Origin of the sequence: Rhodococcus sp. 24CO, assembly GCF_050586165.1 — a bacterium.
Lineage (GTDB): Bacteria > Actinomycetota > Actinomycetes > Mycobacteriales > Mycobacteriaceae > Rhodococcus_F.
In genome coordinates this window covers 191,750-218,714 of the sequence record NZ_JAZFNF010000009.1, presented here as the reverse complement: position 1 = coordinate 218,714, position 26,965 = coordinate 191,750, and the positions used below count along the sequence as shown (strand labels likewise).

At 61.7% G+C, this 26,965-nt stretch carries 27 protein-coding genes and 2 tRNA genes; 12 read left to right on the top strand and 17 right to left on the bottom strand.

The features are described 5' to 3' along the window. Nucleotides 1-25: 25 nt before the first annotated feature. The 7 genes from V2B23_RS23380 to V2B23_RS23350 form a co-directional block, all read right to left on the bottom strand. Nucleotides 26-1,153 (bottom strand): NDMA-dependent alcohol dehydrogenase, encoded by a 1,128-nt coding sequence (locus tag V2B23_RS23380; protein WP_033233085.1) that lies wholly within the window; start codon nucleotides 1,151-1,153, stop codon nucleotides 26-28. A gap of 175 nt (nucleotides 1,154-1,328) precedes the next feature. Then, complete coding sequence (locus V2B23_RS23375; RefSeq protein WP_430952495.1) at nucleotides 1,329-2,240, bottom strand: carbohydrate kinase family protein; 912 nt, start codon at nucleotides 2,238-2,240, stop codon at nucleotides 1,329-1,331. A 91-nt stretch (nucleotides 2,241-2,331) separates the two neighbouring features. Beyond that, nucleotides 2,332-3,426 (bottom strand): ABC transporter ATP-binding protein, encoded by a 1,095-nt coding sequence (locus tag V2B23_RS23370; protein WP_430952494.1) that lies wholly within the window; start codon nucleotides 3,424-3,426, stop codon nucleotides 2,332-2,334. Nucleotides 3,427-3,471: 45 nt separating this feature from the next. Continuing rightward, complete coding sequence (locus V2B23_RS23365; RefSeq protein ID WP_045067029.1) at nucleotides 3,472-4,338, bottom strand: carbohydrate ABC transporter permease; 867 nt, start codon at nucleotides 4,336-4,338, stop codon at nucleotides 3,472-3,474. Further along, on the bottom strand, nucleotides 4,338-5,288 hold the full coding sequence (locus tag V2B23_RS23360; protein ID WP_430952493.1) for a carbohydrate ABC transporter permease: 951 nt from the start codon (nucleotides 5,286-5,288) through the stop codon (nucleotides 4,338-4,340). Before V2B23_RS23360 ends, V2B23_RS23365 begins: the two co-directional genes overlap by 1 nt. After that, entirely contained in the window at nucleotides 5,285-6,637 is a 1,353-nt protein-coding gene (locus tag V2B23_RS23355) for an ABC transporter substrate-binding protein (protein ID WP_430952492.1), read from the bottom strand. The genes V2B23_RS23360 and V2B23_RS23355 overlap by 4 nt, the downstream gene beginning before the upstream one ends. A 63-nt stretch (nucleotides 6,638-6,700) precedes the next feature. Then, the gene (locus tag V2B23_RS23350; protein ID WP_430952491.1) at nucleotides 6,701-7,699 is read right to left on the bottom strand and encodes a sugar-binding transcriptional regulator; all 999 of its coding nucleotides are present in this window, start codon (nucleotides 7,697-7,699) and stop codon (nucleotides 6,701-6,703) included. A 129-nt stretch (nucleotides 7,700-7,828) separates the two neighbouring features. On the opposite strand from V2B23_RS23350, the gene V2B23_RS23345 reads away from it, so the two are divergent. From V2B23_RS23345 to V2B23_RS23335, 3 genes are all read left to right on the top strand, one after another. Further along, entirely contained in the window at nucleotides 7,829-8,839 is a 1,011-nt protein-coding gene (locus V2B23_RS23345) for an NAD(P)-dependent alcohol dehydrogenase (protein WP_430952608.1), read from the top strand. A gap of 7 nt (nucleotides 8,840-8,846) precedes the next feature. Beyond that, nucleotides 8,847-10,319 carry a mannitol dehydrogenase family protein gene (locus V2B23_RS23340; RefSeq protein WP_430952490.1) on the top strand — a complete coding sequence of 491 codons (1,473 nt, stop codon included), beginning with the start codon at nucleotides 8,847-8,849 and terminating at the stop codon, nucleotides 10,317-10,319. Nucleotides 10,320-10,864: 545 nt separating this feature from the next. Further along, on the top strand, nucleotides 10,865-11,563 hold the full coding sequence (locus tag V2B23_RS23335) for a TIGR00266 family protein (protein WP_430952489.1): 699 nt from the start codon (nucleotides 10,865-10,867) through the stop codon (nucleotides 11,561-11,563). 211 nt (nucleotides 11,564-11,774) lie between these two features. Here the strand turns inward: V2B23_RS23335 and V2B23_RS23330 are convergent. Then, nucleotides 11,775-11,848 (bottom strand) — tRNA-Ile (locus tag V2B23_RS23330). A 178-nt stretch (nucleotides 11,849-12,026) separates the two neighbouring features. Here V2B23_RS23330 and V2B23_RS23325 point away from each other — a divergent pair. Next, a complete protein-coding gene (locus tag V2B23_RS23325) occupies nucleotides 12,027-12,224 on the top strand; it encodes a hypothetical protein (protein ID WP_258957221.1) in 198 nt (65 codons plus the stop codon). A gap of 86 nt (nucleotides 12,225-12,310) precedes the next feature. Then, on the top strand, nucleotides 12,311-12,514 hold the full coding sequence (locus V2B23_RS23320) for a hypothetical protein (RefSeq protein WP_430952622.1): 204 nt from the start codon (nucleotides 12,311-12,313) through the stop codon (nucleotides 12,512-12,514). Between the two features lie 12 nt (nucleotides 12,515-12,526). Here V2B23_RS23320 and V2B23_RS23315 read toward each other — a convergent pair whose 3' ends face one another. Next, the gene (locus tag V2B23_RS23315; protein WP_430952488.1) at nucleotides 12,527-13,231 is read right to left on the bottom strand and encodes a hypothetical protein; all 705 of its coding nucleotides are present in this window, start codon (nucleotides 13,229-13,231) and stop codon (nucleotides 12,527-12,529) included. 491 nt (nucleotides 13,232-13,722) lie between these two features. On the opposite strand from V2B23_RS23315, the gene V2B23_RS23310 reads away from it, so the two are divergent. After that, nucleotides 13,723-14,112 (top strand): hypothetical protein, encoded by a 390-nt coding sequence (locus V2B23_RS23310; RefSeq protein WP_430952487.1) that lies wholly within the window; start codon nucleotides 13,723-13,725, stop codon nucleotides 14,110-14,112. A gap of 169 nt (nucleotides 14,113-14,281) precedes the next feature. Here V2B23_RS23310 and V2B23_RS23305 read toward each other — a convergent pair. Then, nucleotides 14,282-14,354: transfer RNA gene (locus V2B23_RS23305), tRNA-Asn, on the bottom strand. 136 nt (nucleotides 14,355-14,490) lie between these two features. Here V2B23_RS23305 and V2B23_RS23300 point away from each other — a divergent pair. After that, nucleotides 14,491-14,742, top strand: a complete 252-nt coding sequence (locus tag V2B23_RS23300; protein WP_033233058.1) for a hypothetical protein — start codon at nucleotides 14,491-14,493, stop codon at nucleotides 14,740-14,742. Between the two features lies 1 nt (nucleotide 14,743). Here V2B23_RS23300 and dnaG read toward each other — a convergent pair whose 3' ends face one another. Both dnaG and V2B23_RS23290 read right to left on the bottom strand, forming a co-directional pair. Continuing rightward, nucleotides 14,744-16,663 (bottom strand): DNA primase, encoded by a 1,920-nt coding sequence (gene dnaG, locus V2B23_RS23295; RefSeq protein WP_430952486.1) that lies wholly within the window; start codon nucleotides 16,661-16,663, stop codon nucleotides 14,744-14,746. Nucleotides 16,664-16,712: 49 nt separating this feature from the next. Next, nucleotides 16,713-17,507, bottom strand: a complete 795-nt coding sequence (locus V2B23_RS23290; RefSeq protein WP_430952485.1) for a helix-turn-helix domain-containing protein — start codon at nucleotides 17,505-17,507, stop codon at nucleotides 16,713-16,715. Between the two features lie 67 nt (nucleotides 17,508-17,574). Here V2B23_RS23290 and V2B23_RS23285 point away from each other — a divergent pair, with 67 nt between their 5' ends. Continuing rightward, nucleotides 17,575-18,090 (top strand): VOC family protein, encoded by a 516-nt coding sequence (locus V2B23_RS23285; protein WP_430952484.1) that lies wholly within the window; start codon nucleotides 17,575-17,577, stop codon nucleotides 18,088-18,090. A gap of 4 nt (nucleotides 18,091-18,094) precedes the next feature. On the opposite strand, the gene V2B23_RS23280 is transcribed toward V2B23_RS23285, so the two are convergent. Both V2B23_RS23280 and V2B23_RS23275 read right to left on the bottom strand, forming a co-directional pair. After that, nucleotides 18,095-19,393, bottom strand: coding sequence for a deoxyguanosinetriphosphate triphosphohydrolase (locus tag V2B23_RS23280; protein WP_430952483.1), 1,299 nt, complete (start codon nucleotides 19,391-19,393; stop codon nucleotides 18,095-18,097). An 11-nt stretch (nucleotides 19,394-19,404) separates the two neighbouring features. Continuing rightward, entirely contained in the window at nucleotides 19,405-20,097 is a 693-nt protein-coding gene (locus V2B23_RS23275; protein WP_430952482.1) for a YdcF family protein, read from the bottom strand. A gap of 69 nt (nucleotides 20,098-20,166) precedes the next feature. Here V2B23_RS23275 and V2B23_RS23270 point away from each other — a divergent pair, with 69 nt between their 5' ends. Both V2B23_RS23270 and V2B23_RS23265 read left to right on the top strand, forming a co-directional pair. Beyond that, nucleotides 20,167-22,251, top strand: a complete 2,085-nt coding sequence (locus V2B23_RS23270; RefSeq protein WP_430952481.1) for a TPM domain-containing protein — start codon at nucleotides 20,167-20,169, stop codon at nucleotides 22,249-22,251. 99 nt (nucleotides 22,252-22,350) lie between these two features. Beyond that, nucleotides 22,351-23,088: a polyprenol monophosphomannose synthase gene (locus tag V2B23_RS23265; RefSeq protein WP_430952480.1), complete on the top strand. Its 738-nt coding sequence runs from the start codon at nucleotides 22,351-22,353 to the stop codon at nucleotides 23,086-23,088. On the opposite strand, the gene V2B23_RS23260 is transcribed toward V2B23_RS23265, so the two are convergent. After that, nucleotides 23,080-23,856, bottom strand: coding sequence for a helix-turn-helix domain-containing protein (locus V2B23_RS23260; RefSeq protein ID WP_430952479.1), 777 nt, complete (start codon nucleotides 23,854-23,856; stop codon nucleotides 23,080-23,082). The two genes, V2B23_RS23265 and V2B23_RS23260, sit on opposite strands and share 9 nt — an antisense overlap. 132 nt (nucleotides 23,857-23,988) lie before the next feature. Here V2B23_RS23260 and V2B23_RS23255 point away from each other — a divergent pair, with 132 nt between their 5' ends. Then, a complete protein-coding gene (locus tag V2B23_RS23255) occupies nucleotides 23,989-24,354 on the top strand; it encodes a nuclear transport factor 2 family protein (protein WP_430952478.1) in 366 nt (121 codons plus the stop codon). Nucleotides 24,355-24,418: 64 nt separating this feature from the next. Further along, a complete protein-coding gene (locus V2B23_RS23250; protein ID WP_430952477.1) occupies nucleotides 24,419-24,808 on the top strand; it encodes a MepB family protein in 390 nt (129 codons plus the stop codon). Here the strand turns inward: V2B23_RS23250 and V2B23_RS23245 are convergent. Both V2B23_RS23245 and V2B23_RS23240 read right to left on the bottom strand, forming a co-directional pair. Further along, on the bottom strand, nucleotides 24,783-25,349 hold the full coding sequence (locus V2B23_RS23245; protein WP_430952476.1) for a dihydrofolate reductase family protein: 567 nt from the start codon (nucleotides 25,347-25,349) through the stop codon (nucleotides 24,783-24,785). The two genes, V2B23_RS23250 and V2B23_RS23245, sit on opposite strands and share 26 nt — an antisense overlap. A 106-nt stretch (nucleotides 25,350-25,455) precedes the next feature. Further along, a complete protein-coding gene (locus tag V2B23_RS23240; RefSeq protein WP_033233186.1) occupies nucleotides 25,456-26,847 on the bottom strand; it encodes a glycine--tRNA ligase in 1,392 nt (463 codons plus the stop codon). Nucleotides 26,848-26,965: the final 118 nt, after the last annotated feature.

Genomic DNA, 26,965 nt, shown 5'->3' with positions numbered 1-26,965 from the left:
ACTGGCCCACGAATTCAGCTGTAGATCACCAGTCCGCTTCGGTGTAACGGATCACGCCGCGGATATTCTTGCCGTCCAGCATGTCTTGGTAGCCGTCGTTTACGCCTTCAAGGGTGTACGTGCGGGTGACCATGTCATCGAGGTTGAGCTTGCCTGCCTTGTACATCGCGAGCAGGTTCGGAACGTCTTGGCGGGCATTGCCGCCGCCGAAGATGTTGCCCTGGAGATCCTTCTGCAGCATCGACATCAGGAACAGATTGAGCTTGACGTCCATGTCCGTCAGGTGCCCCATTGCGGTGACAACACAACGTCCGGCCTTGGCCGTGAGGATCATCGCCTCTTCGACGTATTCGCCCTTCATCTCACCGACGGTGATGATGGTCTTCTGAGCCATCCGTCCGTGTGTCGCTTCGATGATGGGTTGAATTGCCGCAGCGGCACTCTCGAACGCGTGCGTGGCACCGAACTTCAGAGCCTGCTCACGCTTCCACGGCACCGGATCGATAGCAAAGACGTACCGCGCACCGGACGCAACGGCGCCCTGCAGAGCACTGATGCCGACGCCGCCGACACCCATGATGACAACGTCTTCGCCTGGCTTGACGTCGGCAATGTGCGTCGCAGAACCCCAACCGGTAGGAACACCACAACCGACAAGCGCGGCAACCTCGAACGGGATGTCCTTGTCGATTTTCACCACCGAGGACTGGTTAACAACCATGTACGGGGCAAACGTTCCGAGCAGGCACATCGGGATCACGTTCTCGCCGCGAGCCTGAATTCGGTACGTGCCGTCACTGATGGCCTGACCGCTGAGGAGCCCCATGCCGAGATCACAGAGATTCTGATGTCCGGCCGAACAGGCCGGACAGGTTCCACAGGCCGGGATGAAGGACAGTACGACATGATCGCCGACCTCGAGACCGGAAACCTCGGGGCCGAGTTTGGTGATGACGCCCGAGCCTTCGTGGCCGCCCATCACGGGGAACGACGGCATCGGCGTGGCGCCGGTGACGATGTGGTGATCGGAGTGGCACATCCCGGCCGCTTCCATGCGGATCTGGACTTCACCGGCTACCGGATCGCCGATCTCGATCTCCTCGACGGACCATTTCTCGCCCAGGCCCCACAGGATTGCACCCTTGGTCTTCACGTCAGTTCACCCTTTCATTTGCACACCCGCATCTATCACTGTGACCATAGCCACAAATAACGGAAATTGGAACGTGTTCTAACGAAAGTTTTCGTTCCGCAGGTCAGACGTCCAATTGAGCTGGGAAAACACGTGCCGGGCATTTCGGAATCAGCCCGCTCAGTGGGACAACAACTCAGTGGGACAACTCTGCCGACCACGGCGGGTCCGCGCCGGGTCGTGACACCGTGACGGCAGCAGCGCGCGCCGCGAACTCCAGCGCGGCCTCCCATTGAGGTGCCGTGAAGCTGCGAACAGCTGCGGGATCGAGCGCGTCGTGGCGCTCCAAGTAAGCCAACAGAGCGCCGTGCACCGTGTCCCCCGCTCCGATGGTGTCGGCGACGCGAACCGTCGGCGCCGGTACCGAAACCTCGAATCCCGATGTCAGCACTGTCAATCCATCGCCGCCTCGCGTCAACAAGATTGCTCCGACACCGTCGGCCAGCCACTCGCGACCGTCGACCGAGCCCAACCACGCCGCGTCGTCGTCGCTCACTTTGAGGATGTCGATAGATGGCAACCAGGTGCGGAACCGTCGACGGTAGGCGTCGGGGTCGCTGATGACCGCGGGTCGAATATTGGGGTCCACCATCGTGAGTCGTCCACGCGTATGGGCCTCGATCAGCATCGCTTCGTATGCGGACGCTCCGGGTTCCAACACCAGCGAGAGGGTTCCGAACGAGAATGCGCGGGCATCGGGAAGTTCCGGCGCACTGAACAGCCGATCCGCTGTGCCCTCCAGATAGAAGCTGTACCGGGCACTGCCGTCGCCGGAAAGATTGACGACGGCAAGTGTGGTCGGCTCCGGGCCACGTTCCACCGCACCGGTGTCGACACCCGACGCGGTCAACGAGTCGATCATGCGATCACCGAACGCGTCGGCCGAGAGCCGGGAGACAAACCCGACAGCCGATCCGAGTCTGCCCAACGTGAGTGCGACGTTGAACGGTCCGCCGCCAAGTTTGGGTGAGAAGTTCTCCCCCACCGGCACCAGATCGACCAGGCCCTCACCACACACCACGACGGATCGATTTCGGGTATCACTCATCGGTAGACCTTAACTTTGAGGCGATCATGGTAATGCCCTGCTCGGCGCGATCGAGTTCGAGCGCCGAGCAGGGCACGATTTCGGATGGGACTCAGTTACCCACGCGCTCACCGGTCGTGGGATCGAAGAGGTGAACCGGTCCGTCTACCCGCTCGAATCCGAGCGTCTGGCCGTACTGCAATTGCGATCGTCCACCCGTACGGGCGACGAGTGAAATGGGATCGGCATCCGTTCCCGGCACGTGGGCGTAGATGTACGACTCGTTGCCCAGTTCTTCGACCAGATCGATCTGAGCGGCGATACCGGTTCCCGCGGGAACCACCTGGAATTGTTCCGGCCTGATTCCGACGGTGACCGAATCCAACCCGGCGGCAGCAATTGCCGTCATCTGCTCACGGTCGAGCGGAACGTCGACGGAACCGAACCGAACGCCGCCCGAGGTTACCGGCGCCGTCACCAAGTTCATTCCCGGCGATCCGATGAAGCCGGCGACAAACGCGTTTGCGGGACGATCGTAGAGCTCGGTCGGTGATGCAAACTGTTGCAATTTGCCACCTTTGAGGACTGCGACTCGATCGCCCATCGTCATCGCTTCCACCTGATCGTGAGTGACGTACACGGTGGTGGTTCCGAGTCGACGCTGCAATGCCGCGATTTGCGTACGCGTCTGGACCCGCAGCTTCGCGTCGAGGTTGGACAGCGGCTCGTCCATGCAGAACACCTGAGGTTCACGAACGATGGCGCGTCCCATGGCAACTCGCTGACGCTGACCACCGGACAGTTTGGCGGGCTTGCGGTCCAGGTACTCGGTCAAGTCGAGGAGTTTTGCAGCTTCGGCAACCTTCTTCTTTCGTTCCTCCAAAGGAACCCCACGCATCTTCAGCGCGAAGCCCATGTTCTCGCCGACGGTTTTGTTGGGATACAGGGCGTAGTTCTGGAAAACCATGGCGATGTCGCGATCCTTCGACGGGACATCGGTCATGTCCTTGCCGTTGATCGTGATTGCACCCGAGTCGATATCCTCGAGCCCGGCCAACATGCGCAGCGCAGTGGACTTTCCTGATCCTGACGGTCCGACGAGGACGATGAACTCGCCGTCCTTGATATCGAGATCGAGGGAATCGACAGCGAGGGTTCCGGCACCTTCGTAGATGCAAGACGCTTTCCGGTAAGAGATTTCAGCCATGACGAACTCCTGAAAGTGTGGGGCGAATGAGTGGATTGCACCGGGTCATTTGATGGCGCCGAAGGACAGGCCGCGCACCAGCTTGTTCTGGGCGAACCAACCGGCCAGGATGACGGGCAATGCCGCCATGGTTGCTGCTGCAGAAAGTCGGGCCCAGTAGAGTCCCTCACCGGTGATGAATCCGACCAGGAACACCGGAATCGTCTGGGCCTGAACAGCAGTCAGGTTAACTGCGAAGAAGAACTCGTTCCACGAGAAGATCACGCAGATCAGCGCAGTGGCAGCGATGCCGGGCGAGATCAGCGGCAGGATCACCTCACGAACCGAGGTCCACAAACTCGCGCCGTCCATACTGGCGGCTTCGAGGAGCTCGCCGGGAACTTCGAGAAAGAACGACCGCATCATCCACACCGCGATCGGCAGATTCATCGATGTGTACAAGATGACCAGTGCCCAGATGTTGTCGAGCAATCCGATGTCGTTGACGATCACGTACAGCGGCACGATCGCTGCCACAACGGGGAGCATCTTGGTGCTGATGAAGAAGAACAGCACATCCTGCGTCTTCTTCACCGGACGGAGCGAGAGGGCAAACGCTGCCGGAACACCCAGTAGCAGAACAAGAATGGTGGACATTCCCGTGGCGAACGCCGAGTTCGCCAGCGTGGTACCCAGACCCGAATCGAGAACGGCGCGGAACTGCTCGAGCGTCGGGGTGAAGAACAACTTCGGCGGATCCGTGTACGCATCGGCTTCGGTCTTGAAGGCCGTCAGAACCATCCAGAAGACCGGAAAGAAGAAGCCCAAGGCGGCAATCCATGCCACAACCGACCAGGGACTGAACTTGCTGCTTTTCTTTTTCTTCACCACGGGCTTGTCGGTCGTCGCGCTTGTCGTATCTACGGTAGTCATCACGCAGCCTCCTCATTACCGGTGAAGCTCTTGAAGATCAATCGGAGCGCGAGTGTCGACACGATGATGGTCGCGATCACTGTCACGACGCCCATCGCCGCAGCTTGACCGACGTCGAAGCCGAGAAACGCACGCTGGTAGATGTAGAACGGCAGGTTCGAGCTGGCGACTCCTGGCCCTCCCGCCGTCATCATGTACACCGCGTCGAAGGTGTTCACGAGGTAGATCGCACCGAGCACTGCGCCGAGTTCTATGAAGCGGCGCAGGTGCGGCAACGTCAATTCGCGGAACATCGCAAACGGCTTGGCGCCGTCGACTCGCGCGGCCTCGAGAATGTCGCGGGGCATGGACTGCAGCCCGGCCAGGATCAGCAACATCATGAACGGGGTCCACTGCCAGATCAGATTGATCATGACCGCCGCGAGCGGAAACTTGCTCACCCAGTCGACCTGGCCGACACCGAACGGCTGGAGAACGAAGTTCACGATGCCGAACACCGGGTCGAACATCGTTGTCTTCCACAGCAATGCGCCGGCGACCGGGGTGATGAGGAACGGCGTGATCAGCAGCGTTCGCACAATTCCGCGGCCGAGGAACGCCCGGTCGAGAAGCAGTGCCAGCGCCAGTCCGAGGATCACGGACACGATGACCGTTCCCACGATCATGATGACCGTGTTGACAGCCACCTCGCGGAACTGACTGTCCTTGAACACCTCGATGTAGTTGTCCAACCCATTGAAATGCCGTGATCCCGGCCGCACGAGGTTCCACGACTGCGTGGAGTAGTACAGCGTGAACAGGAACGGAATCTGGGTGACGACAATCGCGAAGATCAACGCCGGCAACAACGGACCTCGACGACGCCACCCCTCGGCGCGAGAGATCTTCTTGTCGATTCGGACCGGCGGCGCGTCGTCCACCGCAGTTCTGTGCTCAGCAACCGTAGTCATCGGTTCTCCTGATAGGTCTTGCCGACCACCTCGGCATACTGCTGCGATTGTTCGAGTGCTTCTTTCACACTCTTCTGACCCGCGATGGCAGCGCTGATCTGCTGGCTGACGCGAGTGCCCAGATCCTGAAACTCAGGAATCGTGAGGAACTGGACTCCGGTGTACGGAACCGGTTGCACTGTAGGGTTTTTCGGATCTGCATTGTTGATCGATTCGAGAGTAATCTCAGCGAACGCCTTGGCGGCTTCCTGATACTCCGGGATCTCATAGGTCGAAAGACGACTTCCCGGAGGGACTCTCGACCACCCGAGTTCCGTGCCGACTCGCTGGATGTACTCTTTGTTTGTCATCCACGAGATGAACTTCCACGCGTCGTCCTTGTTCTGGGCCGACTCCGGAATACCGAGCGCCCACGTGTACAGCCATCCGGGATCGGATTTCTCGACCTTCGGAGCCTTTGCGTAGCCGATGTTTCCGTACACCTTCGACGACGCGGGATCTTCCAGCACCGATACCGCCGACGTCGCGTCGTACCACATCGCGGTATTGCCCTGTGCGAATTGCGTTGCACACTCACCGAATCCACTGGTCGCAGGACCCGGCTGACCATGCTCCTTCACGGTGTCGACGTAGAACTGAACGGCGTCTTCCACCTCCGGACTGGTCAGCTGCGCATTCCAGTCTTCGTCGAACCAGCGGCCACCGAATGTGTTGATCACGGTGTTCAGCGGCGCGAGAACCTCGCCCCAGCCGGGCTTTCCACGAAGGCAGATACCCGACATTTTGGCGTCAGGGTTGTCGAACCGCTCTGCCCAACCGGCAACTTCCTGCCACGTCGGATCTTCGGGAACCGTGATGCCGGCCTGGTCGAACAGGTCTTTGCGATACATCAGGAACGACGACTCACCGTAGAAAGGAACGGCGTACATGTTGTCCTCATAGGACAGGGACGTCTTGATCGACGGAATGAAGTCGTTTTCGTCGTAACCCGGTGTGGCATTGGCATGCTCGGACAGGTTCTCGAGCCAACCGTTGGCGGCCCACTGCGGCGTCTCGTAGTTACTGATCATGACTACATCGAATTCACCGCCACCGGTAGCCGTCGATGCCGTGATCTTGGCGCGCGCCTGATTCTCGGAGAGGCTGACGAACTTGAGGTCGATCCCCGGGTTCTCGGCTTCGAAAGCGGGTGCCAATTTGATGGCGTCCTGCATCTGTGAGTTCGACACCATCGCAATGGTGACGGTTCGTTCGCCGGAACCACCGAGTGCGCCCGCACCCGCACATCCCGACACCAGGAGGCAGAGAGCTGCAGTAGCAGCGCCCCACACTCGTCTTCCTGTTTTCACGGATTACCTTCCTTCACACTCACGTGTCAGTTGCACGCTCAGCAGGCAGAACTCGTGAGAGCGCTAGCTTTCGAGCAGCCACTGGGCGCACTCGACATCGGTGACGATTACGTGTGCCAAACCTCCGCGCAATGCGCCCAGAACGGCCTGGCGTTTGTGTGTTCCCCCCGAAATCAGAATGGTCTGATCACAGGATTTCACTGCATCGAGCGATACGGAGACCGTCCGCTCGGGCAGTGGCCCCTCCACTGGAGTTCCGTCGACCGTGTAGAAACGGCCCCCGATTTCACCAACCGCGCCGCGACTTTCCAACTCGTCGAGCATGGTCGAGTCGACAAAGCTACCGGCAAACAACGTGGTAGCCGTGGATACGGCACCAACACCGAAAACCATTATGTCGGAATCGATTCCGGCTTGCATAGCCCTCGATATGACCGAATCGTTTCGCAGCGACTCCACCGTCGCCGGATCGGCGTAGAGCGGAGCATTGAGACGAATCGGATTGGCCTGCAACTGTTGTGCACATCGGCCGATAGTGAAGTCAACGCCGGTTTGATAGTCGGTCACCGTCATGGAGCCGTCAAGTTGTACCACAGCCGAGCACTTGGCCGCCCGATCCGGCAAAGAACCTGCAACCGCAACGGTTTCCGGGCCCCACGTGAATCCGAGAATGCTCGACGGCTGCAAACGCCGCACCAGCACGTCAGCAGCGCGACGACCCAACGCATCGTAGTCGGGATCATCCGAATCCGAATTCGCTTCGGGGACAACCAAAACCTCAGCCAGACCGAATCGCTTCTCGAGTTCGGACTCCAGTTCCGTGTTTACCGAACCTTCCAACTCCGGCGGAACCAAGATCTCGACCCTGACCAAACCTTGCGACCGTGCCCGAGCCAGCAAGCGGCCCGCCGTCGGCCTCGAGACACCGAGTTTTGCCGCGATCTCCGCCTGAGTAGCACCTTCGAGGTGATACATCGTTGCCGCACGCAGCGCGAGTCGGACATCTTCGGAAGCCGGCGTCTTCGACGTCTTGAGTCCTGTGGGCTGAGCCGGCTGGTTCACGCGTTCTCCTCGTAAATTTCTTTTGGTCGTGAGCAAATGCTCACTAGATGTTCTTATGCTCATTAAGCTAACATCTACGTTGTGACGCACACAACAGTTTCCGGTGAATCCATCGATCTACCTGCGACAATTCGGGCAAATGTCCTTATTGAGGTCGGAAAGATGCAGATGGAGGAAAGACCGCGACCGTCGCCCGGGCCTGGCGAAGTCCTCATCCGTGTCCACGCGGTGGGCGTATGCGGATCGGACGCGCATTACTACCGCGAAGGCCGCATCGGCCCTTATGTGGTCGACGCTCCCCTCGTTCTGGGACACGAGGCGTCAGGTCGGATCGCAGCCGTCGGGGACGGCGTTGATCCCAGCCGCATCGGACAACGGGTTTCCATCGAACCGCAGAAACCCGATCCGACCAGTTCGGAATCGAAATCCGGCCGGTACAACCTCTGCCCCAACATGGAGTTCTTTGCGACGCCTCCCATCGACGGTGCATTGACGGACTACGTGACCATTGGCGCCGACTTCGCGCATCCCATCGCCGATTCAGTGTCTTATGAGGCCGCAGCGCTGTTCGAGCCACTCTCCGTGGGCATTGCATCTGTCCAGAAGGCGGGCGTCACCGGTGGGTCCCGAGTCCTCGTCGCCGGCGCCGGACCTGTGGGAATTGTGACGACGCAGGTAGCCAAGGCTTTTGGCGCCACCGAGGTCATCGTCTCGGACATCGACGCCGCCCGACGCGAGGTGGCACTGAAATTCGGCGCCACCACCGTGGTCGACCCCCGCGAGAGCGATGTACGTTCACTCGGCGTCGACGCGTTCATCGACGCCTCGGGAGCCACAGCCGCCGTGATCGACGGCATTCACGCCGTTCGGCCGGCCGGGACAGTTGTGTTGGTCGGGATGGGCGCAGACGAAATCCCGCTTCCCGTCCCCATCATTCAGGGTCGCGAACTCGTCCTCACCGGCGTGTTCCGATACGCCAACACGTGGCCGATCGCCGCGGCACTGGTCGCTTCTGGTCGAGTAGATCTGGATTCGATGGTCACAGCCCGCTTTTCACTCGAACGCTCGCGCGAGGCACTCGAAGCCGATCGCGTACCCGGCAGCATCAAAGCCGTTGTCATCGTCGCCGAAGGAGACTAGAACTTTCATGGAACTCAACACGAAGACCATGCACGACTTCGATGCTTCACTCGAAGTGCCGAACTACGACCGGAGCAAAGTCACTACCGGCATAGTGCATTTTGGTGTCGGCGGCTTTCACCGCGCGCATCAGGCCATGTACATCGATACCCTCCTACGCCAAGGAGAAGGCTTCGAGTGGGGCATCTGCGGCGTCGGAGTGATGCCGTCGGACAAACGGATGAAGGATGCGCTCGGAGCCCAGGACGGGATGTACACGCTGGCGCTCAAGCATGCCGACGGAACGCTCGAGGGTCGGGTCATCGGATCTATCGTCGAGTACCTGTTTGCTCCGGACGATCCACGTGCTGTCATCGAGAAGATGGCGTCGGAGTCGACAAAGATCGTATCCCTCACCATCACCGAGGGCGGATACAACATCTTGCACACGACGGGTGAGTTCGACGCGTCCAATCCCGATGTCGTGCATGATCTTCGGCCAGGAGCTCTCCCCCGCACGACTTTCGGGCTGGTGTGCGATGCCCTCGCTCTTCGCCGAGAACGCGGCCTCGCGCCTTTCACGATCATGAGTTGCGACAACATCGAAGGGAACGGAGCCGTCGCACGAACGGCTTTCGGAGCCTTTGCCGCCCTGAAAGATCCGGAACTTGCAGAGTGGATCGAGCAGAACGGTGCGTTCCCCAACTCCATGGTCGACCGGATCACGCCCGTCACCACAGCCGAGGTCACTGCCGAGATCGCCCAAGTATTCGGCGTCGACGATCAGTGGCCCGTCGCCGCCGAACCCTTCACCGCATGGTTCCTCGAGGACGAGTTCACGGTGGGCAGGCCACCTTTGGAAAACGCCGGCGTGAATGTGGTGCCGGACGTTCGCCCGTACGAACTCATGAAACTGCGCCTTCTCAATGCCAGCCATCAGGGCATCGCCTACTTCGGCTATCTCGCCGGATACCGTCTCGTTCACGAGGCGTGCCAGGACGAACTCCTGTCCGGGTTCCTGCTCGACTACATGAACCTCGAAGCGACCCCCACCCTTGACCCAGTCCCCGGCGTCGACCTCGACCAGTACAAGAAGACGCTCATCAAACGCTTCTCGAACCCGCAGGTTCGTGACACGATTGCGCGACTGTGCGCCGAGTCGTCCGATCGAATTCCCAAGTGGCTCTTGCCGGTGATCCGGAAGCAACTCGAGACCGGAGGACCCATCAATCTGTCCACCGCAATCGTGGCCAGTTGGGCGCGTTACGCCGAGGGCGTCGATGAGAACGGCGACCCGATCACCGTGGTCGATCAATTAGCTGACACGTTGGTGCCTCTTGCTCGGAAGCAGTCTGTCGACCCACTCGCCTTCATCGGCAACCGCGCCGTTTTCGGCGACCTGGTCGACAACCGGCGATTTGTCGCGACCTTCCGAACTACTCTCGACTCGTTGCACGCCGTCGGAGCCCGGAAAACTCTCGAGGAGGTGCGCAGGCTCTGACTACCTGCGACCGCTACGCGCCATCGGCGACGCACCCGCCGAAAACATGTGCCGAGGGTCCCGCGAATCACCTCGAGAATTCCACTGAAAACATTGGTACACAACTGAACTCGTAAATGTATGCCGACTCGCCAGATGACCCACACCTACACTGCTTCGTACGAGGACTCGACACCGCCTACGAAGCCATCCGCAAGGGGCTGAGCCTGCCCTGTAGTTCCGGCGCCGTCGACGGGCATGTCGACAGATCGGATACTCAACCGCAATCTGCACCCGGCGCACTTCGTCGCGTAGTCGGGTAGTCGTCCGGACAACCGAGTCCAGGAACACTCACCGGTGACGGAGTTCAGTTCAACGGCGCCTACACACGAACACCACCGACGCCCATCCGAACTCACTGCGACGATTAGCTAGCGAACCTCGCGGATTCGAATCGGAGAATCACCGCAAGCGATAATTCGTTCGGAAACGGTACTGGACATAGATTCGGTCAAACGTGATGCTGAATGCCGACCCTCGAGAAAAATTCTCATCGAAAGGAACCCATGAAAACGGAAATCAGTTGTGGGCCCGCATTCGCGCTAGCCGAGATCAGTGTCCCCGCAGGCGGATCAGTCCGCGTCGAAGCCGGAGCAATGGCGATGATGCGGGGCGACATCGCCATCACCACGTCGACCCGAGGAGGCTTCATGAAAGGTCTCCGCCGCTCCCTCGGTGGGTCGAGCTTCTTCGTCAACGACTTCAGCAGCGAGCACGGTGGTGTCGTAGGCGTCGCCGGAGCACTGCCCGGCGATGTAGTCGAAACCACCATCGACGAAGGGACGGCGCTGCTCGTCCAGTCCGGCTGCTGGCTCGCATCCGACCCGACTATCGACGTCGACTCGAAGTGGGGCGGCAGCAAAGGATTCTTCAGCGGAGCCGGCCTTGTTCTGCTGCGGTGCAGCGGAACAGGCGAGATCCTGCTCTCCAGCTACGGGGCAATCCGGCCGCTGACCCTCACCGCAGGAGAAACGATGACACTCGACTCTGGTCACGTCGTCGCATTCGACGAATCCGTCCAGTACCGCATCCGCAAGGCCGGCGGCTGGAAATCGATGATCCTCGGCGGCGAAGGCGTTGTCACCGAATTCACCGGCCCCGGCCGAGTCTGGATGCAAACCCGCAGTGCAACAGACCTCGTCGACTGGCTCCGCACCCGAATGCCATCGAACAGCAGCGGCACTAACAGCAGCAACAGCAGCTGATCGCGACGAGAAAACCGAGACACTCACCGGCCATGCCGCGAGAAGATCCAGCACATCGCCGCCATCGACCCGACGTGCCCGCCTTGTCAGCAGACCATTCAGAAGATTCCTCCGTTTTTGCGACTGACCCCACTGACGAGACCGTGGAGAATCGAAACCGCGCCTTAACGATGAAGACCCTGCCTCGACGTACGAGGCAGGGCATCTGACGTGGGGCGGGCGGGGCTCGAACCCGCGACCAATGGATTATGAGTCCACGGCTCTAACCGACTGAGCTACCGCCCCATCCGAGTTGCATGACATCTCGGCGCGTCCGAATGTTACCGGCACCGCTGACGTGAATCACAACCGGGCAGGGTGTGACTGGTGTAACTCATATCGGAGCAGGTACCTCTACTTGGTTCGCATGGGTGCCGGAACCCGATAACGTTGGAGAGCACACCCCACTGAACAGGATCATCACATGAAGCTTGCACTCTCTGAATTCAAGAACTCCAAGGCCACGATCCGGATCATCATGTCCGACGGCGCGAAGCTCAACGGCACCGTCAAGGATTTCACTGAGGACACGTTGGTTCTCAACTCCCCCAACGGGGTCTACTACATAAACCCCGCCCACATCGTTCGCTTGTTCGAGCCTTCGGACCGCGCAGCGAAGTAGTCGCTCGCACCATGAACACCAAAGCCCGGCGCAGAATCCTGCGCCGGGCTTTTGCTTCGAACGACCATCGACAAGAAAGGCATCAGATGAAGGTCACCGCAAAGGTCACGAAATCCGGCGATTGGTGGGCAGTCGAGGTGCCCGAGGTCGACGGAGCGTTCACCCAGGCCCGCCGACTCGATCAGATTCCCGACATGGTCGCTGACGCCGTGCACCTTCTCACGGATGTTCCTGCCGAGGATGTCGAGGTCACGCTCGACATCAACCAAACCCACAGCCCCGGCGTGTAATTCGGATAGCTGTCAGTCGGCCGCGTCGCCCTGCAGCCTCGCGAGCTCGGCCCGGAGTTGCCGGGCCACGTCAGACCGGAATCCCATGAGCTGCATCGTGGTCACTGCTTCGGCTCCGATGGGCGACACGCCCAGAAGCTGGATGACGGCGTCACGTGCCGCCTGCCCACTGTCCGCAGCTGCAATCGCTCGGAGAACGTCATGCGGCCGCTCGAGGGCATCGAAGACCTCCAGCAGGCTGCTCTCTTTCGGCCCCGCCATATGCACCAGGACGCCGGTAATGCTGTCGAAAGTCAGCAGAGCACTGTCGCCAGACGGTGAAGTCAAGGTGACCGACCACGCCGCCCTGCCGCCAACGGTGGCCTGCTGAGCAACTGATGGTTCCATTCGCGCACTCATCCGTCGCAGCATGGAATCCAGCCCCATCAGGTCCAACGGACTGAATGCGGGCCCGAGGTGGACGGTTCCGAAATCGCCTCTCTGACGCTGCATCTCGCCGTCGACACGCACGATCGCGTCGCCACCCGCGCTGGAGATGTACACAACCTCGTCGTCACTCTCGATACGCCAGCGCCCATTAGGCCCATGCCAGAATCGGAAGCGCTCGGAGAGGACCCGGTCACCCTTGTTTCCGGTCACTCGCATTTCCCCAGAAACGTACATCGCCTCCGCTGCCACATTTCGTCCGACGAGTTCGACCCATGAAGGTGCTGTCATGACGCCACAATAGGCACGGCACGACTGTTCACAGACGGCACGACCGGACGGACTCTGGAATGCGGGGCTTCATGCCCGATTCGCCCACCGGTCTGTCTGCGGCATCGCTCCGGCGCATGGCGGAGTCCGCACCGTCTCGCCACAAGTTCGGCAGTAGTGCGTCCGGTGCCCACCGTTTTCAGCTTGTGCGCATCCACAGACTTCCCAGCCGACGAGGCAGGTGCCCCCGGTAAGCGCGTGCCCGCTGGGGCAACTGGTCGGCGCAGATTCGACAGACATACTCGCATCTTCGCACACACATTCGAATGCATGTTGTTGGTCGCGCGGAGCCTCACCGGCATCGACTGCCGCAGTGACCACTGGGCCGAGCCAGTCATTTCTCACCCCCTGACATCTGGCGAGGCATTAGGTCCCGTTAAGACCGGTCCGTCTGGTATTAGTATCTAGCGCTCACCGAGCAACGCGTGGGCAAATAATCGAAGGGCAGTGCAGTGACGCAGCAGGGGATTCAGGCTACGACTCAGCAAGCGACTATCAGGAAACAGGGTGCGTGGGGGCTGTGGTGGCTGACCGGCATCACGCTAGGGATCTACTACCTCGTCTGGTACGACCGCATCAACGGCGAACTCGCAGCCTTCACCGGCAGTGAACGCGAGGGTTGGACTCGATGGTGGTCGCAGATCATTCCGTTCTACGGGCTTGTGGGCCTGTCTCGCACCGCGAAGCGACTGAATCAGGCGCACGGGATGATGAACTCGCCGGTGCAAGTATCGCCAGTAATGACCTGGTTGTGGGCCCCCGTCTGGTTCGGGTCCCACACCCGGTACCTGCAGCGCCGTATCAACGCGCTCGCCGATATCCAGGCAAGTCACAGGATTTAACCTCGAAAGCGACGACTCCCACCCTCCTAGCGAGGGTGGGGGCGCTTTGGGTTGAGACGCTGCCGCTGCAAGGAATCACCTGTGACAATTCGTGACAGGCCTCCGACATAATTGTGCAACAAAAAAATCCCTGATCCGCATTGCTGCGGATCAGGGATTCTTCTGAACGCTCCCCCGGCTGGACTCGAACCAGCAACCGTCCGATTAACAGTCGGAAGCTCTGCCAATTGAGCTACAGGGGATTGTCTTGCTCGCTTCGCCCGTTCCGGCGTTGCCTGAGAAACTGTAGCGAATCCACCGCCGAAGTACCAAATCGCCTGCCCAGCGAGTCATCAGGCAGGATGGAGTCAGGACGATCGGTGCTGGAGGGAAGCAGGAATGATGCGTTTGTTGATCGGTGTTGCCGCTGGGTACGTCCTGGGGACGAAGGCAGGCCGCGCCCGGTACGAACAGATCAGTCGGGCCGCGAAGGCGGTGGCGACCAGTCCTGCCACGAAGAAGGTGCTCGACGCGTCGCGTCAGAAGCTGGCTGATTCGCTCAGCACGCAGCCGAAATTGGAGCCCATGAAGCCGATCAACGAGGAGACCACGATCCTGATCCCCCATGACCAGTTGAAGAAGAACCGCTAGATCAGACGCTGTTGTCGCCGACGGCTTGCTCACGCAGCTGTCGGCGGTACTGCTCGAGGGCGACGAGGTCGCCGAACAGCGAGTTGTACTCCTCGGGTGCTGCGGCGGGTGAGATGCGCTGCAGTTTCGATTTGAGGTCTGCGACCTGTTCGCCGACCCAGGCCTCCTGCAGCCGAGCTAGCACGCCGCTGATGTAGCGGGGAACTGTGTCCTCGTCGCACGGCATCGGTTCGACGGCCAACTCCGAGATCACTGAGGCAACTGTCACATCTTCGACGCCCTTGGTGACAACCTCGATCCATTCGGCGCCGCCGAAGCCCTTGCTGGTGCCGCCGGCGTCGGACATCGACTGCCTGATTGCCACGTAGGCGGGATGGGTGAACGTCTCGACAGGCAGTGAGTCGAACACCGTTCCGGCGATCCCTGGGTACTGCAGGGCCGCTTTGAGCACCGCTCGCTGCGTGGACAGCCCCGGATCGTTAGGCCGGGGCCGTGAGATGCCGATCGGGAGGGCAAGCGCGTCGTCGCTCGGCTCCGGAATGACCTGACGACGCTTCGGCGCGGGTGAGGAACCACGGGTGGATGCGCGTTTGCGAGCTTCGTCACGGACGCGTCGACGCACGGACGGTAGGTCGTCCCAACCGACCCATCCGCACAGCAGGTTCGCGTAACTGTCGCGCAGAGTCGATTCCTTGATCTGCGCGACGACGGGAACGGTGCGGCGCAGCGCCTCGACGCGGCCTTCCGCTGTGTCGAGATCGTGCTCGGTGAGTATCGACTTGACCACGAACTCGAACATCGGGGTCCGCCTCGCCACGAGGTCGCGCACTGCAGCATCACCCGACGCCAGCCGAAGATCGCACGGGTCCATTCCGTCGGGTGCGACGGCAACAAACGTCTGCCCCGCCATCTTCTGATCACCCTCGAAAGCCTTCATCGCGGCAGCTTGCCCTGCGGCATCGCCGTCGAAGGTGTAGATGATCTCACCGCGAAAGTAGCTGTCGTCCATCAGGAGTCGGCGCAGCATCGCGAGGTGTTCCTCACCGAATGCTGTACCGCACGAGGCGACGGCGGTTTTGACGCCCGCCAGATGCATCGCCATGACGTCGGTGTATCCCTCGACCACCACAGCCTGATGCCCCTTGGCGATATCGCGTTTCGCCAGATCAAGGCCGAACAGAACCTGAGACTTCTTGTACAGGATGGTTTCCGGGGTGTTGACGTACTTGCCCGGCATGGTGTCGTCGTCGAAAAGTTTGCGGGCGCCGAAGCCGATCACGTCGCCGGCGACGCTCCGGATGGGCCACAGGAGTCGACGATGAAAACGGTCGATCGGGCCGCGTCGCCCCTCTTTGGACAGTCCGGCCGCTTCGAGTTCTTTGAACTCGAAACCCTTGGCCATCAAGTGTTTTGTGAGAATGTCCCAGCCGTCGGGTGCGTAGCCGCACCCGAATTGCAAAGCCGCAGCACCGTCGAAATTTCGTTCTGTCAGATAGTCGCGGGCAGCTTGGGCGTCAGGTTCCTTCAGCCGCGCGGCATAGAATTCCTGCGCGGCGGCGTTGGCTGCGATCAAGCGGGCACGCGTGCCGCGATCGCGTTGCACGGAGGGCCCGCCGCCCTCGTAGGAGATCGAGTAGTTGAGCCGATCGGCCAACTGTTCGACAGCCTCGACAAAACTGATGTGATCCATCTTCTGCAGGAACGAGTAGACGTCGCCGCCCTCACCGCAGCCGAAGCAGTGATAAAGCCCATGGTTGGGGCGAACGTGGAACGACGGCGACTTCTCGTCGTGGAACGGGCACAGCCCCTTGATGGAGTCGCCGCCCGCTCTCTTGAGTGAAACGTACTCACCGACGATGTCTTCGATACGTGTGCGTTCGCGAATGGCCGCGATGTCTCTGTCAGAAATTCGGCCCGCCACGTATGTCAGTCTAGGCGGTCCACGAACTGCGCCTGACACCGCAAGTTCGTCACGGGCGGTCTGGATCCTGGCGGTAGGAGTTCGGCGTGAAACCGAGGACGTTGCGGAAGTCGGCGGACAGGTGGGCGTGGTCTGCGTAACCGAGATCGGCCGCCACCTGCGCGATCTTTACCGACGGATCTTCGCGTAGCCGCTGCGCGGCTTCCTGAAGTCGGTAGCGCCGAATGATCGCCAAGGGAGGCAACCCGACGTATCGCTGGGCGAGGCGTTGGACACCACGGATGGAGGTGCCGAGAAGTTCGGCGATATCACCGACACGGATCACTGTCCGATCCGAAGCGATCAGGTCTTCCATGGCATTCGCCAGTCGACCACTCTCGTCGTCCGGCGCAATGTGCTCGGCCGCCCACTCGGAGAAGGCCGCAATCGCACGCTGCCTACCCACCTCATGGTCAGACTCACCCATCGCCGACATCACTGCCTCGTGCAAGTCCGGCGCCGCGATACGCACTTCGGTGTTCTGGATGGTCTGCGGATCAGCTCGCAACGACGCGAGGCCCGCCGGCCGCAACAGTGCACCCACCGCCCAGCCACTGCCGCACAGGTCACGGTGCGACGCCCCCGTCGACGGGCCGACCAGGGACACCCCGCCGGGTTCGACCACGAGATTGGACGCGGGGAACGGCAGCACTTCCTGGCGAACGGTTCGGCCGGGCGCGAGCTGCCATCGCGGAATCCAGAACCAGCGGATGCGCCCTTCCAACGAGGCGTCGGCCGGTTCGCGGTGGAACGTCGGGAGCTTGGTCGGGTACAGAATCCCGCGACTGTCACCGGGCGTGACCAACTGTCGTCCTCCTCGTTCGTCGCGAATCTTCAAGCCACACCCCATCTGACGGCGCTACCTTCGTTTCATGAACCCAGACAGCATTTCCCAGCAGGGCGTGACCGGCGAGCACACTACAGACGGCATCCCGCACGGCTCGACGAGCCTGACCCCGTTTCTGGCGATCAAGGGAGCCGCCGACGCGATTGAATTTTACCGGTCGGTGTACGGCGCACGCGTCGTCGACATCACCGAGTTCAGCGGCGTCGTCGTCCACGCCGACCTCGATTTCGGAAATGGTCGGCTCCAACTCGGCGAACCCAACCCCGACTACGGCCTCGTCGAGGCGCCTTCCGGCGACGCCGACTCCTACTCGATGGGCCTGTACTGCTCAGATGTCGACGCCGTCGTCGAGCGCGCAGTACAAGCCGGCGCGACCGTTCGTGAATCGGTGAGCACGTTCGTCTCGGGCGACCGGTTTGCCTCGATCCGCGACCCCTTCGGCGTGCGTTGGTCCATCATGACGCGTGTCGAGGACCTCAACGAAGCCGAGAGTGCGCGCAGGGTCGCAGAATGGGCGCTGACGCAAACGCCCTCTAGCTGAGTAGTCAGCCCCAACTGGCCTGCGCGCCGAGGCTGGCTTTATCTACCCGTTCGAGGCGACTCTCGGTGTACGACGCGATCTGATCCACGACAACGCGGGTGCGCGCCGCGTCGTTTTCCGCTCGCTCCCAGGCCGGCAGCAGGATGGGGTCCAATCCGGCGGGCGCGGTTGCCAGCAGCCATTCCGCGACGCGATGAACTCGGTCGCGTTGACGGTCTTGGCGGGCTTTGTGTCCGTTGTCGGACATCACGTAGTACAGCGCAACGGTTTTGAGCAGGGCGACTTCGGATGCCACCGCTTCGGGGATGTCGAGGTCTGCTTGGTATCGCGACAGTGGCCGGTCGCCGTTGGTGAGGCGGGTGCGGGCGATAGCTGCTGTCGCAAAGCGTCCGACCAATTCGCTGGTCAGGTTTTTCAGTGCCACGGAACTGTTCAGGGTTCCGTCGTAGCTGCCGACGCTCTGAACTACGGGCAGTTCCGACAACCGCTGGGCTGCGTCGATCAGATCGTCGATCACAAGGCCGCGGAACTCCGAGGCACCCAACTCGGCGAGAGCACGCTGCTCGCTCGGATCAGCCAATGAACGAAGGTCGATACGACCGGCGATCACGCCGTCCTCGACGTCGTGCACCGAATAGGCGACGTCGTCGGCCCAGTCCATGACCTGCGCTTCCAGCGCTTGCCGACGCCCGGGCGCACCGTCGCGGACCCAGGCCAGCACATCGGCGTCGTCGTCGTAGGCGCCGAACTTGGCTCCGGGTTCCGGCCGGGTCCACGGATACTTGATCGCAGCGTCGAGGGAAGCTCGGGTGAGGTTGAGTCCGGCGCTGCGTCCGCCTGGCCCCAAAATCTTGGGTTCGAGGCTCGTGAGGATGCGCAGGTTCTGGGCGTTACCTTCAAACCCGCCGCAGTCCTTCGCGACTTCGTCGAGTGCCTTCTCGCCGTTGTGACCGTACGGGGGATGCCCGATGTCATGGGCCAGGCCGGCGAGGTCCACGAGATCGGGATCACAGCCGAGGCCGTCGGCGATACCGCGACCGATCTGCGCAACTTCCATCGAGTGCGTGAGCCGGGTACGCGGGGTGTCACCGTCGCGAGGACCGACTACCTGGGTTTTGTCGGCGAGGCGTCGTAGCGCCGCAGAGTGCTGGACGCGAGCGCGATCCCGTGAAAAGTCGGATCGATGTTGGGCGGCGGCAATTTGTGTACCGGGCAATCCCGCGCGCTTGGGCGCCTCGACAATCAGGCGCTCCAGATCGTGCTCGGAGTAGGTTCCGCCGCCGTAGGTGGTGTGTGCCGTCATCTCGGTTGTTCCTATTGCCCTGCCGTGTAGGGGAAGTCAGCGGAGAAGTGCGTCAGTTGGTACCAGAGCAGAGCGCCGGTTTCGCGCGCGATGCCATGCAGCTGGGATTCGCGGGTGAACACGGCCGGCCCTTGTCTTGTGGGAGCGGTCCAGGCTTCGAGGCCGGTGTCGCGTGCCATCGTTCGGGTCCGCAGGGAATGCCACGGGTCACTGACTAGAACTGCGGAATTGATTCCTTGCGAGGCCATTTCGTCGCTGACAGCATCAATACTCAGCAGGGTGTCCGAGCCGGTTTCGACGGCGGTAATCGCACTCGACGGAATCCCGCGGTCGGTGAGATACATCTTTCCCGACGCGGCCTCGGTGTACTCGTCGCCCTCCTGCTTGCCGCCGACCGTGATGATCTGCGGCGCCACTCCACGCTTGTACAGCTTGTACGCCTGCTCGAGCCTGGCTTCGAACACCGAAGACGGAGTTCCCGAATACTGAGCGGCCCCGAGAACCACGATCGCGTCGGCGGGTGTTGTGTCGTCGATCCGCGCAACCTGCCAGACCCGGACCGCTGTTCCACCGATCAAGACCAACGCCATCAGCAGTGCCCCGGCGATGAGGCGTCGGGTCCATCGCGCCAGACCTTCGCCGAAGCCGCCACCAACCCCGGAGGGCGCAGAGTTGCGGGAGCGGTTGCCGAAAGCTGGTTTCACTCCCGCAATTGTGCCAGCCCCGATCGCTCCCCCGCGCTGCCGACGCGCCATAACGGTTAGATTTGCGTCATGGCCTTCGCAGCACACATCGAGCAGTCGTCTCCAGCAGACCACGACCGGGCATTCGTCCGGCCGATCCGGCGTTGGGGAAGCGCGAGCGCCGTCGCGGCGATCTTCGCGATCCTGGCATTGATCTTCAGTCCCGCCGCTGCGTCGGCTGATCCGCCGCTGGTCCTCCCCAACCAGATCACCGACACTTCTGGCGTGCTGGGCGATGGCCAGAAGGACGACATCCAAGCTGCGCTCGACCAACTCAGCGAAGACCATCAGATCGACCTGTGGGTTGCGTTTGTCCCCGACTTCAACGAGATGGGTGGCCAGGCGTGGGCTGAGCAGACAGCAACGAAGTCCACTCTCAGCGGCACCGACGTCCTGCTTGCCGTCGCGACCACGGAAGGCGCCTACTACCTCGACGTGCCGCCAGGCCTGACCAACATCACACAATCCGACATCGACTCCATCAAGTCCGACGCGACGGAACCGGCTCTCGTGGACGGTGATTGGGCAGGTGCCGCGATTGCCACCGCCGGCGCGCTCGGTGACGCAAACGCCAAGAGCGGCGGCATGTCGGTGAGCACCCTCCTCATCGGTGGCGGCGCGGTGACCGTCGGAACGGGTGGAGTGGTTCTGTACTCACGCAAGCGGAAGAGCGACCGAGACAAGGCCAGCCTCGAGGCCGCAAAGAACATCGCACCCGACGACATCGCCGCCTTGAACGCACTTCCCTTGCCGACGCTCGACGAACGAGCTCAGGCCATTCTCGTCGAGACCGACAACGCCATCGCGTCGAGTCAGGAAGAACTCGAACTCGCGCGCAGCGAATTCGGTGATGCGGCAGTCGCGCCGTTTGCCCAGGCCTTCGACAAGGCCAAGGCGACACTCGCCGGAGCCTTCGGCATCAGGCAGAAACTCGACGACGCCATCCCGGAGTCACCCGAGCAGCGACGCCAGATGCTCATCGACATCATTTCCTCGTGTGGCCGTGCCGATCAGGAACTGGAAGCGCGGGTCGACGAGTTCGACACGATGCGTGACCTTCTCATCAACGCGCCCGCTCGCCTCGATGCACTGACTCAGGCTGTTGTGGCCGTCAGTGTGCGTCTGCCGGAGTCCGAGAAGATCCTGACCGAGCTGAAGAACCAGTTCCCCGCTCCGACGTTGGCGCCGGTTGCCGGCAACGTCACGATGGCCGGTGAACGGCTGACTCTGGCCGAGCAGTCCATCGAGCAGGGCCGCGACGCCGTTGCCTTGCCAGCCGGTAAGCAGGGCGCTGCCGTCACAGCGATTCGGACCGCGGAGGCCGCGCTGGACCAGGCTCGCAAACTTCTCGACGCCGTGGATCACGCGGCGGACGACATCCGCAACGCTATCGCTACCCTCCCCGCCGCGATGGACGACGTTCAGCAGGGCATCACCGCTGCCGACGCCTACCTGGCCCAGGGCGGCGATCGATTGGCCGCCGCCCAGGCCGGCGCTCGAGCCGCGTTGGCTCACGCACAGACATCGAAGGACAGTGATCCACTCGGCGCTTTCAACCAGATTGTGGCCGCCGACGCACAGCTCGACGCTCTGCTCGCGGAGGCTCAGGAGCAGAAGCAACAGCTCGAACGGGCACAGCAGCGCCTCGCGCAGGACATCCTGGCCGCCCAGGCACAGGTCACTGCTGCCGGCGATTTCCTCAATACGCGACGCGGCGTCATCGGCGCCGAGGCTCGTACCCGCTACGCCGAAGCGCAGCGCCATCTGCAGGCGGCTCAGCAGTTGCAGGGCACTGATCCGTCGACGGCTCTGCAGCACGCGCAGGCTGCAACAACGCTGGCCACCCATGCTCTGCGGGCGGCTCAGAGCGACGTCAGCACATGGGAGGCAAACCAGCGTCCCCGCGGCGGCGGCAGCGGCGGCGGTAACAACGCGGCCGGGGCCATTCTCGGCGGCATCCTGATCAACAGTGTTCTCCGTGGCGGCGGCGGTGGACCGCGTTCGTACGGCGGTCCGAGCAGCAGCGGCCGGGGCGGCGGATTCGGCGGTGGAGGGTTCGGCGGCGGAGGTGGAGGACGCGGCAGTCGCGGCGGTGGCGGCGGCGGCCGGTTCTGAGTCAACTACTCGAGGTAGTAAAATTCTGACTTTGTTCGCGACCGACCTCGTCGTACGCTTCATCCGGCAAGTCGGGATCACAGATCATACGAAGGTGTTATGAACAACGTCGCTCCGCAGATTACCGTCGTGGTACCCACGTACAACGAGCGCGAAAACCTGCCCAAGCTCGTCGATCGTCTCGCCGCATTGAAGATCCCGAACCTGGCAGTACTCGTCGTGGACGACAACTCCCCCGACGGAACCGGCGAGGTCGCTGACAAGCTCGGCATCGACGGCCCCATCCCGGTGGGTGTTCTGCATCGCACTGCCAAGGACGGACTTGGCCGCGCGTACGTCGCCGGCATGACGCGGGCCCTCGCCGAGAATGCCGACATCGTCATTCAGATGGACGCGGACCTGTCCCATCCGTCCGAAGTTATCCCCGCCATGATCGAGATCCTCACCACAACCGACGCCGCGGTGGTGCTCGGTTCGCGTTACGTCGAGGGCGGCGCCGTGGCCGGCGACTGGCCGTGGCACCGCAAGGCACTGTCGGCGTGGGCCAACTTCTACGTCAACGCAATCCTGCGGCTGCACGTCAAGGATGCCACCGCCGGATTCAAGGCGTGGCACGCAAAGACGTTGCGCGCCATCGACGTCGAATCGGTGCAGAGCAACGGCTACGCCTTCCAGGTCGAGATGAATTACCGAGTTGTGCAGCGCGGCATGAAGATCGCCGAAACCCCTATCCGTTTCGAGGAGCGCACCGACGGCGTCTCGAAGATGAGCCTGGCCGTTCAGATGGAATCGGCCCTGGTTCCCTGGAAGCTGAAGTTCGGCAAGAAGTCACTCTGATTTCGCGCGGAAGAATTCCGCGGTCTCGCGGTCGGACGGATAGAAGCATTCGATCGCAATCTCGGCCAAGGTGACATCGCGCGGCGTACCGAACACGGTGGTGGTACTGAACATCGCCAGTTCGGTGTCGCCCGCGCGAATCCGCAAGGGCACCAAGAGTGAACTCTCGTCCTCGTGCCACTCACCGCCGCTGGGATACGTCAGCAGTTCTTCCAACAGCGCACCCAACTGTGGGTCGCCGGTTACCTCGACCTCGCGGCGCAACCGGGCGACCACGTGATTTCGCCACTGCGCCAAGTTCACAATGCGCGGAGCCATGCCTTCGGGATGCAAACTCAGCCGCAGAACATTGACCGGCGGCTCCAGAAGAAACGGCGCAGCACCCTCCGTCAGGATGCTCACCGCCCGATTGCCGACGATCAGATCCCACTGGTGGTCGACCACCACAGCCGGGTACGGGTCATGCGCGTCGACGATGCGGTTGATGGCGTCGCTGACAGCGGACATCGGCGTTTCCGCCAGCGCACTCTCCGAATACGCCGGTGCGTGACCGCCCGCCAACAACAGCGTATTCCGCTGCCGTAGTGGCACTTCCAAACATTCGGATAGATGGATGATCATGTCCTTGCTGGGTTTCGATCGACCGGTTTCGATGAAACTGAGGTGCCTCGTCGAAACTCCGGCAGCGGAGGAAAGCCCTAACTGAGTGAGCCGTCGTCTCTCACGCCACGACTTGAGCTGGGCTCCCACATGCACGCTCTGGGTCATCCACTCAACGTAGCGACAAGATGCAACTCACGCCATGACCTCCGAGGTAATCGACTGGCGTCACATCCGCTTGGCACAGTGATCTCAGCCGGGGAACAAACCCCCGGACCTCGACAACCAGGAGGATCCGCCATGAGTGACTTCGACGCAATCGCACACGCCTACATCGATCTGTGGAACGAAACCGATGCCGGCGCCCGTCAGGAACGAATCGAGCAACTGTTCGCGGCCGACGGCCGGTACACCGATCCACTGGCGGATGTGACCGGGCACAGCCAGATCGACGCGATGATCAGCGCTGTGCAGCAGCAGTTTCCGGGCATGATCTTCACACTCGCCGGACCGGTGGACGCACACCACAGCCAAGCCCGATTCGGTTGGAAGCTCGGCCCGGTCGGTGCAGAATCCTTGATCGACGGATTCGATGTGCTCGAGCGTAACGACGACGGTCGGTTGACCCTCGTTCTCGGGTTCCTCGACAAGGTGCCTTCAGCCTGAAATCCCCCCACCGACGGCGCTGAGCTTGCGGCGCTGTCGGTGGCCCATGCCATCATCAGTCTCGATGAACGCCGACGGATGTACCTGGTCCACACCGATTCCCGAACCCAAGGGCCTCGTGTACCGACGCGCAAAGACTACGCCCACCAAACTCGGGCAGTTCGTGACGCTGTGGCGACGATCAGACGCTGGGCCGATCCGCCCGTACGATGTTTCCGACGGCGTCGAATTGTTCATCGTGGAGGTATACGACGGAGAACAGCTGGGGCACTTCATTTTTCCTGTCGACGCCCTCATCACGAATCGAGTGGTCTCGACAGACTTCACGGGCGGGAAACGTGCTGTCCGCGTCTACCCGCCATGGGTCACGCCGACCAGTGCACAAGCCCTGAAAACTCAGCGCTGGCAACTGGAATTCTTTGCCCCAGTCACTGCAGCTGATACGTCGCGATGATAACTCCCGTTGAGGTGGAAACACTTTCGGTGAGAGTGAACCGGGAGAGTGCGGCGCCGTCGGGAAACAATCTGCGTCCCGTTCCGAGAACCACAGGATGGATGAGCAGAATGTAGGTGTCGATCAATCGGCGCTGCGCCAACGACGTGATCAGCTCACCGCTACCCAGAATGACCAGATCCGGGCCCTCGGTGCCCTTCAACTCGGCAACCGCGTCGGCGGCGTCACCGCGGAGCAAAGTCGAGTTCTTCCACGGCAGCGGTTCGGTCAATGTTCGTGACGCAACATATTTCTGCGTGTTGTCGAGCACTTCGGTGAACGGATTGTCGGTCTGGTGCGGCCAGTACGAGGCAAAACTCTCGTACGTCCTTCGACCGAAGAGCAACTGCGATCTGGCAGCCATTCCCTCGCCCATCTTCCGCGCCATGACCGCGTCACTGAACGGCGCAGCCCATCCCCCGTGATCGAAGCCGCCGCGACGGTCCTCGTCGGGTCCGCCGGGTGCCTGCATGACACCGTCGAGAGTCACGCTGTTAGTCACGCTGAGTTTTCTCATATGTCTGTTCCTACGCCTCGAAGGCTCTCGGGAACAGCAAAACGGGCGGCCTCCCCCGTTGTCGAGGAAGGCCGCCCGAGAAGGATTCGGCTTAAGAACCGATCAGTCGTGTCGCAAGGTAGCTCTCGACCTGGTCGAGTGCGACGCGTTCCTGCGCCATGGAGTCACGCTCGCGCACAGTGACTGCCTGGTCTTCGAGGGTGTCGAAGTCGACCGTGATGCAGAACGGGGTTCCGATCTCGTCCTGACGACGGTAGCGGCGGCCGATGGCGCCGGCGTCGTCGAATTCGACGTTCCAGTTCTGACGCAACTGCGCTGCAAGATCTTTTGCCTTGGGCGTGAGATCCGCATTGCGCGAGAGCGGCAGGACAGCGGCCTTGACCGGGGCGAGACGACGATCCAGGCGCAGCACCGTGCGCTTGTCGACGCCACCCTTGGCGTTGGGGGCTTCGTCTTCGGTGTACGCGTCGACGAGGAAGGCCATGAGTGAACGGGTGAGGCCGGCGGCCGGCTCGATGACGTACGGCGTGTAGCGCTCGCCGGTTGTCTGGTCGAAGTAGTTCAGCTCGGTGCCCGAGTGCTTGGAGTGCGTCGAGAGGTCGAAGTCGGTGCGGTTCGCGATGCCCTCGAGCTCACCCCATTCGCTGCCCTGGAAGTGGAAGCGGTACTCGATGTCCGTGGTGCCCTTGGAGTAGTGCGAGAGCTTTTCCTTCGCGTGTTCGTACAGGCGCAGGTTGTCCTTGTTGATACCGAGACCGGTGTACCAGTCCATGCGGTAGTCGATCCAGTACTTGTGCCACGCGTCGTCCTCGCCGGGCTTGACGAAGAATTCCATCTCCATCTGCTCGAACTCGCGGGTGCGGAAGATGAAGTTGCCTGGGGTGATCTCGTTGCGGAAGCTCTTGCCGATCTGGCCGATGCCGAACGGCGGCTTCTTACGCGACGTGGTGAGTACGTTCGCGAAGTTCACGAAGATGCCCTGGGCGGTTTCGGGACGCAGGTAATGCATGCCCTCTTCGCTCTCGACGGGGCCGAGGTACGTCTTGAGCATCATGTTGAAGTCACGCGGTTCGGTCCACTGGCCGACGGTGCCGCAGTCGGGGCAGCCGATGAGGTCCATCGTGACGTCGTCCGGGTTGTCGAGCTTCTTCTTCTCCGCGTACGCCTCCTGCAGGTGATCCTGACGGTGACGCTTGTGACAGTTGAGGCACTCGACCAGCGGGTCGTTGAAGACGCCGACGTGTCCGGATGCAACCCACACCTCGCGGGGCAGAATCACCGAGGAGTCGAGGCCGACAACGTCCTCGCGGCTGGTGACCATGTTCCGCCACCACTGACGCTTGATGTTCTCCTTGAGCTCGACACCCAATGGGCCGTAGTCCCATGCGGACTTGGTTCCTCCGTAGATCTCACCGCACGGGTAGACCAGGCCTCGCCGCTTGGCGAGATTGACGACGGCTTCGATCTTGGACTTGGGTGCCACTGGATTGCTCTCCATCTGGGTAATAGATGCACGGTTTTCCTGCGCTTTTTGCATGTCCAGACTAACCGGCCCCGGAAGTGGACTTCGCGCCACGGTTGACATGCGTACTTGTGCATAT